Source organism: Lysobacter sp. Soil_C_59 (assembly GCF_057656415.1).
In genome coordinates, this window is sequence record NZ_JBDGKK010000005.1 from 180,118 (window position 1) to 197,519 (window position 17,402).

General features: G+C 65.2%; 16 protein-coding genes. 12 read left to right on the forward strand and 4 right to left on the reverse strand.

Features of this window, described 5'->3' with window-relative positions; genetic code table 11:
- Positions 1-70 precede the first annotated feature (70 nt).
- Complete coding sequence (locus AC3A3Q_RS12125; RefSeq protein ID WP_487586492.1) at positions 71-2,566, forward strand: DEAD/DEAH box helicase; 2,496 nt, start codon at positions 71-73, stop codon at positions 2,564-2,566.
- A complete protein-coding gene (locus tag AC3A3Q_RS12130) occupies positions 2,563-3,432 on the forward strand; it encodes a ribonuclease H-like domain-containing protein (protein WP_487586493.1) in 870 nt (289 codons plus the stop codon). Before AC3A3Q_RS12125 ends, AC3A3Q_RS12130 begins: the two co-directional genes overlap by 4 nt.
- 9 nt (positions 3,433-3,441) lie before the next feature.
- Here the strand turns inward: AC3A3Q_RS12130 and AC3A3Q_RS12135 are convergent, their stop codons facing one another.
- Complete coding sequence (locus AC3A3Q_RS12135) at positions 3,442-3,984, reverse strand: RNA 2'-phosphotransferase (protein ID WP_487586494.1); 543 nt, start codon at positions 3,982-3,984, stop codon at positions 3,442-3,444.
- Between the two features lie 303 nt (positions 3,985-4,287).
- On the opposite strand from AC3A3Q_RS12135, the gene AC3A3Q_RS12140 reads away from it, so the two are divergent.
- From AC3A3Q_RS12140 to AC3A3Q_RS12150, 3 genes are all read left to right on the forward strand, one after another.
- Positions 4,288-5,628 (forward strand): c-type cytochrome, encoded by a 1,341-nt coding sequence (locus AC3A3Q_RS12140; protein WP_487586495.1) that lies wholly within the window; start codon positions 4,288-4,290, stop codon positions 5,626-5,628.
- 430 nt (positions 5,629-6,058) lie between these two features.
- Positions 6,059-7,120, forward strand: coding sequence for a lipid A deacylase LpxR family protein (locus AC3A3Q_RS12145; RefSeq protein WP_487586496.1), 1,062 nt, complete (start codon positions 6,059-6,061; stop codon positions 7,118-7,120).
- A 150-nt stretch (positions 7,121-7,270) separates the two neighbouring features.
- Positions 7,271-8,218, forward strand: coding sequence for a GlxA family transcriptional regulator (locus AC3A3Q_RS12150; protein WP_487586497.1), 948 nt, complete (start codon positions 7,271-7,273; stop codon positions 8,216-8,218).
- A 34-nt stretch (positions 8,219-8,252) separates the two neighbouring features.
- On the opposite strand, the gene AC3A3Q_RS12155 is transcribed toward AC3A3Q_RS12150, so the two are convergent.
- Both AC3A3Q_RS12155 and AC3A3Q_RS12160 read right to left on the reverse strand, forming a co-directional pair.
- The gene (locus AC3A3Q_RS12155; protein ID WP_487586498.1) at positions 8,253-9,230 is read right to left on the reverse strand and encodes a carbon-nitrogen hydrolase family protein; all 978 of its coding nucleotides are present in this window, start codon (positions 9,228-9,230) and stop codon (positions 8,253-8,255) included.
- Positions 9,231-9,294: 64 nt separating this feature from the next.
- On the reverse strand, positions 9,295-10,110 hold the full coding sequence (locus AC3A3Q_RS12160) for an SDR family NAD(P)-dependent oxidoreductase (protein WP_487586499.1): 816 nt from the start codon (positions 10,108-10,110) through the stop codon (positions 9,295-9,297).
- Between the two features lie 476 nt (positions 10,111-10,586).
- Between AC3A3Q_RS12160 and AC3A3Q_RS12165 the strand changes: the two genes are divergently transcribed.
- The 5 genes from AC3A3Q_RS12165 (at position 10,587) to AC3A3Q_RS12185 (ending at position 12,919) form a co-directional block, all read left to right on the forward strand.
- The gene (locus AC3A3Q_RS12165; RefSeq protein WP_487586500.1) at positions 10,587-11,333 is read left to right on the forward strand and encodes a hypothetical protein; all 747 of its coding nucleotides are present in this window, start codon (positions 10,587-10,589) and stop codon (positions 11,331-11,333) included.
- A 15-nt stretch (positions 11,334-11,348) separates the two neighbouring features.
- The gene (locus AC3A3Q_RS12170; RefSeq protein ID WP_487586501.1) at positions 11,349-11,786 is read left to right on the forward strand and encodes a DUF6130 family protein; all 438 of its coding nucleotides are present in this window, start codon (positions 11,349-11,351) and stop codon (positions 11,784-11,786) included.
- A 16-nt stretch (positions 11,787-11,802) separates the two neighbouring features.
- On the forward strand, positions 11,803-12,336 hold the full coding sequence (locus AC3A3Q_RS12175; RefSeq protein ID WP_487586502.1) for a cytochrome P460 family protein: 534 nt from the start codon (positions 11,803-11,805) through the stop codon (positions 12,334-12,336).
- A gap of 101 nt (positions 12,337-12,437) precedes the next feature.
- A complete protein-coding gene (locus AC3A3Q_RS12180) occupies positions 12,438-12,641 on the forward strand; it encodes a hypothetical protein (RefSeq protein ID WP_487586503.1) in 204 nt (67 codons plus the stop codon).
- 98 nt (positions 12,642-12,739) lie between these two features.
- On the forward strand, positions 12,740-12,919 hold the full coding sequence (locus AC3A3Q_RS12185; protein WP_487586504.1) for a DUF3606 domain-containing protein: 180 nt from the start codon (positions 12,740-12,742) through the stop codon (positions 12,917-12,919).
- A 1-nt stretch (position 12,920) separates the two neighbouring features.
- On the opposite strand, the gene AC3A3Q_RS12190 is transcribed toward AC3A3Q_RS12185, so the two are convergent.
- Positions 12,921-13,658 (reverse strand): SEL1-like repeat protein, encoded by a 738-nt coding sequence (locus tag AC3A3Q_RS12190; protein WP_487586505.1) that lies wholly within the window; start codon positions 13,656-13,658, stop codon positions 12,921-12,923.
- 218 nt (positions 13,659-13,876) lie between these two features.
- Between AC3A3Q_RS12190 and ku the strand changes: the two genes are divergently transcribed.
- Both ku and ligD read left to right on the forward strand, forming a co-directional pair.
- Complete coding sequence (ku, locus tag AC3A3Q_RS12195) at positions 13,877-14,776, forward strand: non-homologous end joining protein Ku (RefSeq protein ID WP_487586506.1); 900 nt, start codon at positions 13,877-13,879, stop codon at positions 14,774-14,776.
- Complete coding sequence (gene ligD, locus AC3A3Q_RS12200; RefSeq protein WP_487586507.1) at positions 14,773-17,295, forward strand: DNA ligase D; 2,523 nt, start codon at positions 14,773-14,775, stop codon at positions 17,293-17,295. Before ku ends, ligD begins: the two co-directional genes overlap by 4 nt.
- Positions 17,296-17,402 lie beyond the last annotated feature (107 nt).

A 17,402-nucleotide genomic window follows, 5' to 3' on the forward strand; every position in this document is an offset into this window, starting at 1 on the left:
TCGTCTTCCGCCGTCGCAACCAATGAGACGGCCATCGCGTCCACTCGCGGGCGCCCAGCAGGAGAAGACGATGTCGCCGCCCACCCATGCGCTTGCCCTGAACCACGACAGCGACGAGCGTGCGATCGCGTTGCGCGAGGACGGCCCTGCCGTCATTGATAGTGGCGGGGCAGACAGTGGCCTGCTCGCGCAGGCGCTGTCGCGGCGCTATGCCGGCCGCATCACCGGCAGCTTCACGGTTCCGGGCAGCGAGGGGCGGTATGCGGACCTGCCGCCGGACCTGCCGCCGGCGCTGGCGCAGGCCTTGCGCGCACGCGGCATCGAGCGGCTCTACAGCCACCAGGCGCAGGCCTGGGAGGCGGCAGGACGAGGCGACAACGTCGCCATCGTCACGCCGACCGCATCGGGCAAATCGCTGTGCTACACGCTGCCGGTGGTGGCGGCGGCGATGACCTCGCGGGCCAAGGCGCTTTATCTGTTCCCGACCAAGGCGCTGGCGCAGGATCAGGTCGCCGAATTGCTGGAGCTGAATCGCGCCGGAGATCTGGGCGTCAAGGCGTTCACCTTCGACGGCGATACGCCGGGCGATGCGCGCCAGGCGATCCGCCTGCACGGCGACATCGTGGTGTCGAACCCGGACATGCTGCACCAGGCGATCCTGCCGCACCACACCAAGTGGGCGCAGTTCTTCGAGAACCTGCGCTACGTGGTGATCGATGAAGTGCATACCTATCGCGGCGTGTTCGGCAGCCATGTCACCAACGTGCTGCGCAGGCTCAAGCGGATCTGCGCGTTCTATGGGGCGCGGCCGCAATTCATCCTGTGCTCGGCAACAATCGGCAACCCGCAGGCGCATGCCGAAGCCTTGATCGAGGACCGCGTGCATGCCATCACCGAATCCGGCGCGCCGACCGGCGACAAGCACGTGCTGTTGTGGAACCCGCCGGTGGTCAATGCCGACCTCGGCCTGCGTGCCTCGGCGCGTTCGCAGAGCAATCGCATCGCCCGCATCGCGATCAAGTCCGGGCTCAAGACGCTGGTGTTCGCGCAATCGCGGCTGATGGTCGAGGTGCTGACCAAGTACCTCAAGGACGTGTTCGACCACGACCCGCGCAAACCACCACGCATCCGCGCCTACCGCGGTGGCTACCTGCCAAGCGAGCGGCGCGATGCCGAACGGGCGATGCGCGATGGCCGCATCGACGGAATCATCTCGACATCGGCGCTCGAACTGGGTGTCGACATCGGCAGCCTCGACGTGGTCGTCCTCAACGGTTACCCGGGCACCGTCGCCGCGACCTGGCAGCGCTTCGGCCGCGCTGGCCGCAGGCAACAGCCCAGCCTGGGAATCCTGGTCGCCAACTCGCAGCCGCTGGACCAGTACATGGTGCGGCATCCGGACTTCTTCGCCGACAGCCCGCCCGAGCATGCGCGCACCGCGCCGGACCAGCCGCTGATCCTGTTCGACCACATCCGCTGCGCGGCCTTCGAGCTGCCTTTCCACGTGCGCGAGATGTTCGGTCCGATCGAGCCGGAGGTGTATCTGGAAGCGCTCGCCGAGTCTGCCGTGGTCCATCGCGAAGGCGAGCGCTGGGAGTGGATTGCCGACAGCTACCCGGCCAACGCTGTGTCGCTGCGTTCGGTCGCCGACGGCAACTTCGTCGTGGTCGATCGCACCGACGGTCGCCAGACGATCATTGCCGAGGTCGATTACTCGGCGGCGGCACTGACGCTGTACGAGGGCGCGATCCACATGGTCCAGTCCACGCCGTACCAGGTCGAGCGGCTGGACTGGGAAGGGCGCAAGGCCTACGTGCAGCGCACCAACGTCGACTACTACACCGACTCCATCGACTACACCAAGCTCAAGGTGCTGGAGCGCTTCGATGGCTGCGCCGCGGGACAGGGCGACGCCAGCCATGGCGAAGTGCACGTGGTCAGGCGGGTGTCCGGCTACAAGAAGATCCGCTACTACACCCACGAGAACATCGGCTACGGTCCGGTCAATCTTCCCGACCAGGAACTGCACTCCACCTCGGTGTGGTGGCAGCTGCCGCAGGCGACGCTGTTGTCGTGGTTCGCCAGCCGTCAGGACGCGCTCGATGGCTTCCTCGGCGCCGCCTATGCGTTGCACATCGTTGCGACCGTGGCGGTGATGGCCGACGCGCGCGACCTGCAGAAGGCCGTCGGCAACGGCGACGGCGCCTGGTTCGCCAGCAGCGACCAGGGCGGCCGCGGCACGCTGCGTGGCGTGGAAGGCAGCATCGAGCTGGCGGACGTGCAGCAGTTCGTGCCGACGGTGTACCTGTACGACAACTTCCCCGGCGGTGTCGGCCTCAGCGAACCGCTGTGGCGACGCCAGGAAGAGCTGGTGCTGCGCGCGATGGAGCTGGTCGAGCGATGCGATTGCCGCAGTGGCTGTCCGGCCTGCGTCGGTCCGATCCTGGCCGCGAGCGAGGAAGGCGAGGGCGCCACGCCGAAGGCGCTGGCGCGGCGGGTGCTGTCGTTGTTGGTCGAAGCCCGTGAGCTGGAGCCCGGCGGCAGTGGCAACGTGGTGGCCATATGACGGTCACCCTCGACAAGCTGCGCGCGCTGCGCAGGCAGGCCGGTGAAACGACAAGCGGCAATCGTGCAGGCGAGGGCGGCATTCCGCAGGCGCTGTTTGCAGCACCCGTTGCCGGCGCGCCACGGCCTGATCCGGGCGCGCAGCTGGATGCGTTGCGACGCATGCTCGGCGTACGCCAGCGCCATTCGCCCGCTCCGTTGGCTTCCCGCGATCGCAGCATCCCCGGCATCGAGATCGAACCCGGGCTGTTCCTGGCAGAGTCCTCTCGACCCATGCAGGCACCGCCGTCGGTGCCACTGGCGTTCGCCAAACGCGAAGACTCCGTGGACACCGATGCGCTGCTGTTCTTCGACACCGAGACCACCGGGCTGGCCGGCGGCACCGGCACCCGCGCTTTCATGATCGGTGCCGCCGACTGGTGCGCCGGCACGTTGCGCATCCGCCAGTTGACCATCACCACGCTGGCAGCCGAGCCGGCGATGCTGCGCACGTTCGCGCAGTGGCTGTCACCACGGACCGTGCTGTGCAGCTACAACGGACGGTGCTACGACGCGCCGCTGCTGAAGACACGCTTCCGCCTGGCGCGCATGGGCGATCCGATCAGCCCGCTCGACCATGTCGACCTGTTGTTCCCGACCCGGCGCCGTTACCGCGGCGTGTGGGAGAACTGCCGCCTGGCCACGATCGAACGCGAGGCGCTGCGCATCGTGCGCGAAGACGACCTGCCAGGCTCGGAAGCACCGGCGGCATGGCTGTCGTTCCTGCGCGGCGGCTCATCGCACAACCTGCGCCGCGTGGCCGAGCACAACCTGCAGGACGTGGTGACGCTGGGGCGGCTGTTCGTGCACCTGGCCGAGGCAGCGTAGTGCCTTCGCTCAGGCGGTGATGAATGCCTTCGGGATCGGCCCGGTCAGCCACACGCCGTTGTCGGCCAGGTAGAACTCGTAACCCTGCTGGTGCATTTGCCTGGATTGGATCGTCAGCACGACCGGAGTGCCATGGCGCTGGCCAACCTGGGCGGCGGTGGCGATGTCTTCGGAAAGATGCACGTGGTGGCGGATGCCGGGACGCAGTCCTTCGGTGAGGATCGAGTCGAGGAAACGCGTGGCCGTGCCATGGAACAGGCGTTCGGGCGGCAGCACCGGCTCGCGCTGGATGGCGACGGTGTCGGTCGAATGCCCCTGCACCGCGCGGATGCGCCGGCCGCAGCCGGACAGGGCGAAGCGCTGCTTGTCGTTGCCTTCGACGACGGCGCGGATCACGCGCGGGTCGAGCACATGTCCGGCCTGTCGCGCGCTTGCGATCAGGTCGTCGATGTCCGCCCATCCTTCGCGATCCAGCGTCAGTCCGATCGCGCCGGGTGCATGGCGCAGTACGTAGCTGAGGTATCTGCTGGTGTCGGTGAGTCTTCTACGCATGGATGCTGCCGCCGTGCTCGTGCGCGGTTTCCCGGCCCGGCGCTGTCAGCAGCGCGAGCAAGGAGAAAACGAGAGGTCGCATACAGTCCCCCAACTGTAATGTGACAGGGGACCGAATCTAGCAGCCCTTCGAGCCGCACCGAACCACCATGTGTGCGAGAAAAAGTCGCGGTCGAAACCGGGGCCGCTATTCAGCTTGCAATGAACGCCGACAGCGTCGCCGGACCGAAATGGACGGATCTCATGGCCGGACAATGACCTGCGGACCGTTGAAGCGCTAAGGCCCAGCAACGGAGCATCGCGATGAGGTCGTATGTCCGGCTCGGCCTGGCGCACTTGCTCGCACTGGCGCTGGCAAGTTGCTCCGCGGGCGACCCCGCATCCCTGGCGCACACGCCCAAGCCCATCGTGCAGCTCGCCCCGATCCCGGGCCTGAAGGTTCGACCCCTTACCGACCGCATGTTCGAACGAACCCAGGCGCGGCGGGCCCGTGGCGAGTACTTGGCCGAAGGCATCCTTGCTTGCGCCGCCTGCCATTCCGAGCGCGACTGGCAAAAGCCGGGCGGACCCATCGTCGCCGGCCGCGCGTATGCCGGTCGGGTCTGGAAGACCGATGGCAAGACCTGGCTGGTCGCGCCGAACATCACGCCCGAGCCACATACCGGTGCAGGCCGATGGAGCGACGACATGATCGCCCGCGCGATACGCGAGGGCATCGGTCATGACGGTCGCCTGCTGCATCCGCAGATGTGGTATCGGTCGTTCCGGCTGCTTTCCGACGAGGACCTGGCATCGGTGGTCGTGTACCTGCGCTCGCTGCCCGCCGTGCGCAATACGCTGCCGCAGACGGTGCTCTCGGACGAGCAGGTAAAGCGCTTTGTCGGCGAGCCCCGGCCGATCACCGCACCAGTGCCCGAACCCCCGCACACCACACCCGAAGAGCGCGGGCGCTACCTCGCCGGACTTGCCGACTGCGGCGGCTGCCACACGCTGTGGGATGGCAAGCGCCTGCCTGGCGCCTTTGCCGGAGGCAACGAGGTCGGGCGGGATGGACGCACGGTGTTCAGCGCCAACATCACCCCCGACCCGACCGGCATGTCGTACGACGCGGCGGGCTTCATCCAGGTGATCCGCACCGGCAAGGCAGGCCTGCTCGCACCGGAAATGCCGTGGCTCTTCTATCGGCGCCTCAACGATGCCGACCTCAGCGCCCTGCATGCATTCCTCAAGACGCGTCACCCTGTCTCGCATCGCATCAGCAATCTCGGTCCGGCCACCGCCTGCGCGGTGTGTGGAGGGGAGCATCCTCTGGGAAGTGCCAACCGTCTCCTGCCAGTGCGCGGGATAGCAGTGCCCGAGCGCCTGCTGCGTGACTACGTCGGTAGCTATCGGATAGACGAGTACGACTGGACCCTGCGGATCGAGTTGCAGCACGGCAAATTGCACGTAGTCGATGGCCAGGCTCCGCCAAAGGAACTGGTGCCGTTGACGCAGTCCAGGTTTGCCATGGACGGTGGCCTTGGGCCGCTGCGATTCGAGCGCGATGGCGAAGGTCGAGTCGCGCGCGTGGTTTCGGAGGACGTTGAAGACGTCCCGCTGGAGCGCATCGCCGAGGCTGCGGCGAAGGCCGGTGGCTCGCCGTAGCGCTTGGGCGCCGCGTTCCGGTTCGCCAGACCGGAAGATTGTTGCGCCGCGGACAACACACAGGGTCCGTCGCGAGGGCTACCCAGGGTGCGGGCGGGACTCTAATCTTGCGCCAGTCTTCCGGATCGAGGACTGCGTGGAGTTCGTTGAACCTCCGTTCCCGTCGCAGGCATGCGGGACCGGGCAGGGGTCAATGGAGCGACAAATGCTTTTTGTCCGCCGTAACGAAGACGACGGGTGTCAGGTCGTCGAGGCTGCTGTAAAGGGCGTGCACTTTCCACCCGTTCGTGCACGGGACAACCTACGTCGGCGCGGTGTCTCCGCGAATTACCGATCAGCGACACGACGATACGGCGGACCAGAAGCGCCAACCCAATGCCCGTACCGGTCAAGCCCGATGGCGCGCCCCGGGGCTTGATAGCAGGAAAACATGCGTTCCCAGTTCATTGGCAAGTGGCTGCTGGCAGCCACTGCGATCTCGTTTTGCTCCACAGGCACCGCCCAGGCGCACGGACGCGAGGACTGCACCAGCGGCCGCACGCGGCTTCCGCCCATCGTCAACCTGCGCGTCGACAACGACGTGATCGGCGGCCAGGACCAGGGCTACAGCAACGGCGTGCAGCTGACGCTGGTTTCGCCCAACCTGCGCGACTACACCAACGATCCCTGCATCCCGCGGCTCGCCCAATGGGTCAACAGCTACCTGGGCGCGCTGCAGCCGGAGACGTTCGAGCAGCAGAACATGATCGCCACGTTCTCGCAGGGGATCTTCACCCCGACCGATTTCAGTCGCAGTGACCTGATCGAGGACGATCGGCCGTACGCCGCCGCGCTGCTGGTCGGCCTTGGCTACAACGCACGCGAAGGCGACACGCTGCGCACCACGCAGCTGCAGGTCGGCATTGTCGGCCCGGCCGCGCTGGGCAAGCAGGCGCAGGATGCCGTGCACCAGATCACTGGCAGCGAGAAGTTCCGCGGCTGGGACAACCAGCTCGAGAACGAGCCGGTCTTCCGCATCGTCCACGAGCGCATGCGTCGCTTCTCCTCCAGCGACGGCGCGCACGGATGGGGTTGGGACACGATCGCCCACTACGGCGGCAGCTTCGGCAATCTGGCGACCTACCTCAACACCGGCGCGGAGTTCCGCTTCGGCGTGAATCTTCCCGACGACTTCGGCAGCACGCCGCTGCGCCCGGCCGGCGAGAACACGGCCCCGACGCGCGAGCCACAGGGCCAGTACGTGCCCGGCGCGCACCTGTTCGTGACCTTCGATACGCGCTGGGTGTTGTATGACATCACGCTCGACGGCAACACTTTCCGCGACAGCCATAGCGTCGACAAGCGGCAGGCCGTGGCCAACATCGGTTACGGCGTGGCGCTGATGCGGCATCGCTGGAAGTTCGCGCTGGCGCGCTACCACGGCACGCGCGAGTTCGACGGCCAGCGCGAGACGCCGGTGTTCGGGAGCTTCACCATCAGCCGGGCATTCTGATCTCCGAGGCCAGCATCGGAGGTCAGATGGCAGCCCAGACGGCGGCACCGTGCCCGTCTGGGCTGGCTGGTCAGTAGGGGGCTGAATGGGGACTTGAAGATGGCGTAAAGCGCCATATACCTCGTTTCAGGTCGCCCGAGTTTCGCCGTCATGCTTACCGTAGGTTTTGTCCTTCCGCCCGGGTTCCAGATCATGGGCCTGGCCGCGGCGTCCGCGTTCGAACTGGCCAACGTGGTTGCCAAGGAACAGCTCTACCGCGTGCTTCTGCTGTCGGAACGCGGTGGTCCCGTGCCGAACTCCTTCGGTATCCCGGTCGAAACCCGGCCGTTGGCCCGCAACCGGGTCGATACGCTGATTGTGACTGGCCTGCTGGTGCCGGCGCCGTCCACGCCCGAGCTGCTCCGGCAGGTTCGCAGGGCCACCGAGACCGCGCGTCGCACGGCGTCGGTGTGCACGGGTGCGTTCATCCTCGGTGAAACCGGCCTGCTCGATGGCCTTCGCGTCACCACGCACTGGTTCCATGCGCGCGACCTCCAGAAGCAGTTCCCGCAGGCGCACGTCGAGGACGATCGGATCTACATCATCGACGGAAGCATCTGGACGTCGGCGGGGATGAGCGCCAGCGTCGATCTTGCCCTGGGCATGATCGAGAAGGACTTCGGCGCGGACCTGTCACGCAAGGTGGCGCAGAACCTTGTCGTCTACCACCGGCGTGCCGGAGGTCAGTCGCAGCACTCCGCGTTGCTGGAGCTCGATGCCAAGTCCGACCGGATCCAAAGCGCGCTCGCGTACGCGCGGCAGAACCTGCGCGCGCCGCTGACCGTCGATGAACTGGCCGAGGCGGCCCACTTGAGCCCGCGCCAGTTCACCCGTGCCTTTCGTGCGGAAACCGGCCAGTCGCCTGCGAAAGCGGTCGAACACCTGCGCGTCGAGGCGGCGCGCGTGATGGTCGAGCAGAGCCGGCATTCGATGGACGAAGTCGCCACCGAAACCGGCTTTGCCGACACCGAGCGCATGCGGCGCGCGTTTCTGCGTGCGTTCGGACAACCGCCCCAGGTGCTGCGCCGCAATGCCCGCATGGGCGAGGCGCTGGCGTGACAGCACGCCAGCGCTTCGGCGCGGCTTTGGGGCGCTAGAGAATCTCTACACCAGTGCGGGCTTCGACGGCAGGGAAACCCTGTCGCTCGTGGAAGTTGGTCGCGGGGGTGCGATCGATCAGGAGCGACAGCAGCTCGGGCCGGTTGTAGTGGCCGCGGGAGTCCATCAGCATCTTGCGGCGGTCGACCAGCGAGAAGTCCAGGTCGGCAATGACGACACCTTCGCCGGAGCGCAAAGGCTCGCCGATCAGCATTCCATCCGGCGCCACGATCGCCGTGAAGCATCCGCCCGAAATCGGCTCGATCGCGCATCCAGTGTCCTGCATGATCCGTGCTTGCTGATCGGCATCGAGCCACGCAGTGGCGTTGACAACGAAGCAGCCCGATTCGAGCGCATGCTGGCGGATATTGATCTCCATCCGCTGTGCGAACCCTTCGCCGAATGCCGAACCCGGGTACATCGCCGAATGGATCTGCTCACCGTCGGCCATCAGCGCATAGCGCGCCAAGGGGTTGTTGTGTTCGAAACACGCCAGCTGGCCGATGCGACCGACGCTGGTGTCGACGGCACGCAGGCCCGAGCCATCGCCCTGGCCCCAGATCATCCGTTCGAAATGCGTTGGCGTGATCTTGCGGCGACGCTGGACCAGGGTGCCATCGGCGTCGAACAACAACTGGGTGTTGTACAAGGTGCCGCCGTCGCGTTCATTGACGCCGATGGAGACCACCATGCCGGCCTTGCGCGCGGCCTGGCCGATCGCATCGGTCGCGGCCGACGGCACGGTGACGGCCTGGTCGAGCAGACGCAGGTGTTCCTTGCCGGCCAGCAGTTCGAGTGGCGTCTGCACCGCCGAGAAATAGGGGTAGTACGGCACCACGGTTTCCGGGAACGTGGCGAACTGCACGCCCAGTTCGCCCAGTTCGAGGATCTTGCGCACGACTTTGTCGACGGTCGCCTCGCGGCTGTAGAGCACCGGGCTGAACTGCACGGCGGCGGCTTTGAAGATGGTCACGATTCAAATACTCATGAAAGTACTGCGAGATGCAGTACAAACGAACAGAGTGGCGGTGTGTGGATTACGTGTTCGCAGTGGAAGCGGCGCGGTAACGCGGCGCCGGAGCGGAACTCGACAGCTGCGGCGCCAGCGCCTTGCGTGCGCTCTCCAGCGTGTTCCAGTCCCTGAGCTCGGCCAGCGCGGGAATGGTCACCAGCTCGCCCTGCGCGAGGCCGGCAAGCGCGGCATCGACCATCGCTTCCACCGACATCACGATCTCTTGCGGAAGGTTGTCGACCGGCAGTCCCGCCACGTCCCAGAAATCGGTCGCGGTGGCGCCGGGAAGCACGGCCTGGACGCGAACGCCCTTGTCGGCAAGTTCGTGCTGCAGCGACTGCGAGAACGCCAGCACGTACGCCTTGCTGCCACCGTAGACGCCGTTGAGCAGTTCCGGTGCCAGGGCAACGATGGATGCGATGTTGATGATCGTGCCGTTACCGCGGGCGACGAATGCAGGTGCGACGGCGTAGGCCAGTCGGGTCAGCACGTTCACGTTCAGCGTGATCATGCGGTCCATGTCGTCGATGCCTGACTGCAACAGCGGTGCGGTTGCGCCAATGCCGGCGTTGTTGACGAGCATCGTGATGCTGGCGTCCGTGCGCAGTACTTCCTGCACACGGGCCACGCCGTCGGCATCGGTGAGGTCGGTGGCGATGGTTTCGACCGAGCGACCTGTACGAGTGGTCAGCTCTCGCGCCAGGTCGCGAAGCTTGTCGGCCCGGCGGGCGACAAGGATCAGATCGTAGCCGTCGCGGGCGAGGCGGTCGGCGTAGACGGCACCAATGCCGGACGAGGCACCGGTGATCAAGGCGGTGCCCTTGTGAATGCGAGAGTTCATGACGTTTCCTGTGGCCCGGTTCCCGGGGTTCGGACGCAAATCTACGCCGCTTCCAGGGCGGCCTAAACGACGTAGATCCCTCGTTTTGAGCCACAGGGTCGTTGCCGTCCGTGGCGCGATCCCGGCCAAGGTGCGGGGCCAGTGTTGCGGTGCGCATGCGCGAGGCGTAGAACAGGGATGGCGAGTAGTAGAAGTTGCCTCGCGGCCGGCACAGCCGGTATCAACTCAAGGCAGTAGTCCGCGGTTCCACCCGGTCTATCCACGCCGTGGCGCTTACGGAGTAGGCGCTCTTCGACGAACCCCCAACCGTTTGCTGCGGGCATTTCGCCCCGGCCAATCGACGTTCGTGCTTGCTCCGCTCCACGCAGTGAATCCAATCGACCAATGCCCCACGTCGGCATCGCCACGTGGCTGGGAATCGCTGCGCCCGCCTGCTGGTCCGGTCTCGAACGCATTGCCACCAGAACACGTTCCCAATGGATACGAAGATGGACACCTTGCTAAGGGCAGTTCTCGATGCACATGGCGACCTCGAAAAGTGGGCCGCCCTCAGACAAATAACAGCAGAAATGACACTCGGAGGCCCGTTCTGGGCTGCCAGGGGATGGCCCGACGTCTACGCCGGCCAAACCGTCACCCTTGATCCACACCATCAGCACATCCGGTTCGCCCCATTCGCGGGAGCCGGCCGCACTTCGGTTCTGGATGTCGATCCCGAACGTATCGCCTTGACCAGCGAAGGTGAGGTCGTCGAGGAGCGCCTGAATCCACGCGGGTCGTTCCCACACCCATTCGATCCCATGACAACTCCATGGGATGCGGTCCAGGTGGCCTACTTCACCAGCGCGGCGGTCTGGAACTACCTGACCGCTCCTTTCGTGTTCGCGCGACCCGGTGTTGAAGCGAGGGAAATCGAACCATGGATCGAGGGCGAAGACAGCTGGCGGCGATTGGCCGTGACGTTCCCGGAATCGAATGCAAACCATAACGCCGAGCAGGTCTTCTACTTCGACGATGCGTTCATGCAAAGGCGCATGGACTACTCGCCGGACGTCACCGGCAGCCCTCCGGTAGCGCATTACAGCGACGATCACCGGACCTTCGACGGCTTCGTTTTCCCCACAAGCCGACGTGTCTACCTGCATGACGCGCATGGCGTCGCCGACAAGAGCTTCGCGCCCATCACGATGGACGTGAAGTCGATCTTCCTCGAAAGCGCCTAGGGCACGGAGAAGGGAATGAACGCATTCAACAAGGCGCTCGCGACGACTGCGGGCGGACTGCTGCTCGCGGCGAACTGCTTCGCACAGAGCCCGACGTCACTGGTGGTGCCCGTCGAGAATGAGCCCGCCGCCAGGCTGATCGTGGGGCAACCACTGCCGGGGCCACTCGCGACTGGCGTCGCCTATATCCCGTACCGCGTGGAGAACCTGCGCATCCTGCCGATCGGTGGACCTCACTCAAAGACCGTCTCGCCTCGGGTAGGGCACCTGCACATCACCGTCGACGACCTGCCATGGGCGTGGGCGGACTATGGCCGCAGCGACACCATCATCCTGGTCAACCTGCCTCGAGGCGAACACAAAGTTCTGATCGAGGCGGTCGATCCTGAGGGTGGGCTGCTGACCTCGCAGACCGTGAAGTTCAATTCGCCGGGAAAGCCGGCCGGACGCTGATCGCAAAGGAACCACCATGAACCGCAAGACCAGAATCTGGATCGCCTCGGCAGCGGCTGCGCTTGCCGTCATCGCAGGCGCCGCTATCGGTGCGCAGGACAAGTACGCACTCGTATCGCCGAGCGGGGTCGCATTCGCCGACTTCAAGGGCTACGAGGACTGGGCGGTGGTCTCTTCCGCCAAGACTGATGTATTGAAAGTCATCGTTGCCAATCCGATCATGATCAAGGCGTACAAGTCCGGAATTCCAGGCAACGGCCAGCCGTTCCCCGATGGCGCCAAGATCGCGAAACTGCAGTGGAAGCCGAAGAAGAGCACGGACGCCCCATTCGATGTCGACGTCCCGGAAGTCTTCACGCAGGCCTTCTTGATGGAGAAGGACAGCAAGCGGTTTCCGAAGAGCGGTGGCTGGGGGTACGCGCTGTTCAACTACAGCGCTGCCAATGACACGATGACGGTCGATCCCACGGGCGTCTCGGATTGCGGACATGCCTGCCACGTGAAAGTGGCGGACAAGAACTACATATTCCATCCTTATCAGAAGCGTTGATCACCCTCGCGATGCCAAGGTTCACGATCATTCGACGCTGAATTGACGACGGTTTAACCGGGCCGGAGGCACGTTTTCCATCCCCAGGGGTGAGAACGGCGATGTCCACGCTGCACGAAGAAGATCTGCAAGCCCTAGAGGCGATGGTTCCTGTGATCATGGAAGTGGTGCCACAGGAGGATGTCCTTACCGCATTTACCTGCTACGCGGAGCCGGTGCTCGAGCGTGCAGTAGACAGCCTGCAGGCGCAGGCGCAGGTCGAGGACATCCTTCATCGCCACGGAGTGGCGACACCGGGCCTTTGATCCGGCCCGGCTGCCTAAGGAAATCGTAACGGCTCTCTCACCGCGCCTCCGCGGGCGGGTCGCTAGCGTCGTGTCCCCGACCCGATCGAGACGCGACAATGAGCGACAGCACCACCAACCGCGGCGAGCCCGACCGCTCCCGCATCAACGTCAACCAGGACCACGAGTTGCGTTACTGGATGGCGTCGCTGGATGTCACCGAGGACGAGCTGCGCGCTGCGGTACGTGCCGTGGGCACCTCGACCAACGAGGTGCGCGAGTACCTGCGCAGCAGCTGATCTACGGCCGCTGCGCGTCCACGGTCTTCTCGGCCGGCCCGATCTCGACGGCGCCGTCCTTCCAGATCGCGTCTTCGACCGCCCAGTACCGTTCCGGATCCAGTCGCCAGCTGGCGTACATCGCGTTCATCTCGTAGCTGGCGTTGTCCCACAGATCGGCAGCGCCTGCCGGAGGTGAGCGCACCTGGACCTTGCTGGTTATCTGACCGGTGCGACTGCCGGTGATCTGGGTGTTCTGCCGCAGGATCGCCGCGGCCAGGCGCGGCTTGGCCACTTTGTCGCCGTACTTGGCATAGAGTTCTTCGCCCTCGCTCAAGGCCCGGTCTTTCTCCACCGGGCTCAGCGACATCCAGATCTTCTCGCGCAACACGAGGAAGTTCGGATAGGCGCGTTCGGCAGCAAGGTCCGCCCATGCGTAAGCCAGCGCCGGATCGCGCGCCACGCCTGCGCCATGCCAGTACATCAGGCTGATGCGGTGCTGGGAGTACTTGTCGGCGTAGTGCGCGGCCTTGGTGAAATTGCGCAGCGCGTCTTTCCAATGGCCTTTGCCTGCGGCCTCGCTTCCGTAAAGGCGGTACAGCTCGTTGGGGAAGTTGGCCACGAAGCGAACCCGCTCGTCGAGATCGCCGGCGCTTATCGCGTCGGTGGGGGCTACGGCGTCATCCAGGTATTGCGGAACCGGCGCGGCCGGTCCAGCGGCGAGTGCGGCAGCGAGTACGACTGAAGTCAGCAATTCCATGTTGCCTCCGGGTCGAGGGGTTCTTTTTCACTTCCAGGTCACTTCCACGAATTCCAAGCGTAGCTGATCAAGGTTTGCCAGGATTGGCGACTCGATAGGAAGTCCTTGCCATCGGGACGCAAGGATCGGCTGCGTGAAGGGGCCGTGCGCGGACAGCGTGACAGCGGTTTCACGGGTCCGGGCATAGAAAACCGGTAGGCCCTGCAGGAGACGCCACCGTGGCTCGACCCATCTGGAGCGGTTCGATTTCATTCGGGCTGCTCAACATTCCGGTCTCACTGATGTCCGGTGAACGCAAGACCGACCTGAGTTTCCGCATGCTCGACTCGCGCGACAAGAAGCCCATCCGCTTCGAGCGGGTGAACGCGGATACCGGCGAGGAGGTGCCCTGGAAGGACATCGTCAAGGCATACGAGTACGCCAAGGGCAGCTACGTGGTGATCGAGAAGGAGGACATCGCCGCTGCCGCTCCGGAAACGCACGAGACGGTGGAAGTCGAGACGTTCGTGGATGCCGACAGCATCAACCTGCGCTACTTCGAGAAGCCCTACGTGCTGACGCCTGGAAAGCGCGCGGAGAAGGGCTACGTGCTGTTGCGCGACACGCTGAAGAAGACCGGGAAGGTTGGCATAGCGCGGGTGGTCATCCGCACGCGCGAGTACCTGTGTGCGGTGATGCCCGAAGACAATGCACTGGTCCTGATCCTGCTGCGCTACCCGCAGGAGCTCATCGAGCCGGACGAGTACAAGCTGCCGACCGGAAAGGCCGCCGACCATCGCGTCACGCCGAAGGAAGCGGCGATGGCGGAGCAGCTGATCGAGTCGATGAGCTCGCAATGGATGCCGCAGGGTTATCAAGACGAGTTCCGTACGCGCTTGTCGGCCACCATCAAAAAGCGCATCAAGTCCGCCGGTGCCACCACGAAGTTCGAAGAGCCCGAACCGAGGGAGGACGCCGCGACCAACGTCGTGGACTTCATGTCACTGCTGCAGCAAAGCCTCAAGACGAAGAAGCGCACGCCGGCGAAGTCCGCGGCTGCGAAGAAAACCCGGCAGCCGGCCAAGAAGGCACGCAAGGCCACGAAGAAGACAGCGCGCAAGAAGGCCGCCAGCGCATGAGCCTGGTGGACTACCGTCGCAAGCGCAGCTTCGACAAGACGCGCGAACCGGAGCCAGGCAAGGCCGTGCCGAAGGGGCAGCGGCCGATCTTCGTGGTCCAGCTGCATCACGCCAGTCGTCGCCACTACGATTTCCGGCTGCAGGTGGGCGGGGCACTCAAGAGCTGGGCGGTTCCCAAGGGGCCGAGCTATGACCCGGCGGTCAAGCGCATGGCCGTCGAGGTGGAGGACCATCCCCTCGATTACGCCACGTTCGAGGGCCAGATTCCGAAGGACCAGTACGGTGGAGGGCACGTGGCGCAGTTCGACCAGGGCATCTGGTCGACCGACGGCGACCCGGAGGAGCAACTCGCCAAGGGGCACCTGCGCTTCGAACTGTTCGGCAGCAAGCTCAAGGGCGGCTGGCACCTGGTGCGATCAGGCAAGGCGGCCAGGCAGCCACAGTGGTTGCTCTTCAAGGACAAGGACGCCTTCGCCGGCACGCTGGAAGCCGATGACCTGCTGGCGGACGTGGCGGCACCGCCCCCGGCCGATGTGAAGCGTGCAGGCGCAGGCAAGGCTGCGAAGAAGAAGCTCGCTGCCGTGCCTGTGCGCAAGGGGCGGCGCAAGGAATGGGCGAAGAAGGCGCTCGCACTGGGCGAGGCGCGAAAGGCCAAGGCGCCGAGCGGACCGTTCGAACCGCAACTGGCCAAGCTGGGCGAGTCACCGCCACAGGGAGAGCAGTGGCTGCACGAACTCAAGTGGGACGGGTACCGCATCCTGGTGACGATCGAGGACGGCAACGTCCGCCTCTGGTCGCGCAACGCCCTGGAATGGACGGAAAAGGTTCCCGACATCCGCGCCGCTGTCGAAGCACTGGGGCTGAAGTCCGGTGCGCTGGACGGTGAGCTCATCGCCGGTACGGGCACGAAGGAGGATTTCAATCTCCTGCAGTCGACCCTGTCCGGCGAGGGGCAAGGCTCGCTCGTGCTGGCGCTGTTCGATTTGCTGCACGTCGATGGTGTCGATGTGAGCGGCGCGCCACTGCTGGAGCGCAAGGCGTTGCTCCAGGAACTGTTGAAGGACCCGCCGCCGCACCTGGCCTTCAGTTCCCACATCGAGGGCGATGGCGAAGCTGCCTTCCAGCTGGCGGGCGAGCGTCACTACGAAGGCATCATCTCCAAGCGCATTGACCGGCCGTACCACGGCGGGCGCAGTGACGGTTGGCGCAAGACCAAGCAACTGGCCAGCGACGAGTTCGCGGTAGTCGGTTACACCGCACCCAAGGGCGGAAGACAGGGCTTTGGCTCGCTGTTGTTAGCCAGGCCGGATGCGCGTCATGGCTGGCGCTACGTGGGTCGAGTCGGTACGGGATTCAACGACGCCTCGATGCGCGAAGTCACCAGGAAGCTGGGCAAGGCAGGCGGCAAGAAGCCCACCGCGTTCGTAGGCACCACCGATACGGACTTGCGTGCCGCAACCTGGTTCGCGCCGAAGTTCGTGGTGGAAGTGTTCTACCGCGGGATGGGCCGGCAACAGCTCCTGCGACAGCCTTCACTCAAGGCGGTTCGCTGGGACAAGGACGTCGACGATCTCGCCGATTCCGATCGCGCCGACGCGCCTCCAGAGGCCACCAGGGCGGTGGGCACGAAGAAGGCGCCGGCGAAGCGGGCCATGCCGAAGCTCTCGAGCCCGACCAAGGTCATATTCCCTGACGTCCCCGCGACGAAGCAGGATGTCTGGGACTACTACACGGCGGTACTGGACCACCTGCTGCCGGAAATCGAAGGTCGGCCGCTGTCCGTCATACGCTGCCCGGGCGGTACGGAAAAACCCTGCTTTTTCCAGAAGCACCACACCGCCGGACTGGAGCTGGTCTCATCGGTGCGCCTGAAGGAGGAGGGCGGCGCCAACGCTTACTACCTGGTCGTGGAGGATGCCGCGGCGCTGATGGAACTGGTCCAGTTCAACGCGCTTGAATTCCATCCGTGGGGCTCGCACGCCGACAACCCCGACCAGGCGGACCGGGTGGTGTTCGACCTCGATCCTGGGGCAGGTGTGTCGTTTGCGGAAGTGAAGAGGGCTGCCGTCGACATTCGCAATCACCTGGCCCATCTGGAACTGGAATCGTTCCTGCGTGTCTCGGGTGGCAAGGGCCTCCACGTTGTCGTTCCACTCAATCCCGGATGCGACTGGGACCTGACCAAGCGTTTTGCGCGCGGCTTCGCCGACGCGCTGGCGCGCACGGAACCCCTGCGCTTCCTGGCCACCGCCACGAAGAGCCTGCGCGACAAGCGCATCTTCGTGGACTACCTGCGCAATGGTCGCGGCGCCACCGCGGTGGCTTCGTACTCGCTTCGCGCACGAGCCGGTGCGCCGGTGGCAATGCCGCTGGCATGGACAGAACTTTCCAAACTGACCAAGCCAGATGCATTCAACCTGAAGAATGTGCCCGCCAAGCTCAGGCGGCGACGAAAGGATCCGTGGGAGGGCATCGAGCGGATCAAGCAGAACCTGGCGCGCTGGGCGCAGGAAGAGTGATCAGTCAGCAGGGGTCGCGTAGCTGAACGCAATCGCTCCTGCTTTCACCGACTCTTGATGGCCAGGGGCGAATCCTGCGGCCACGATCGCCGCGCAGGCGGCGCAGG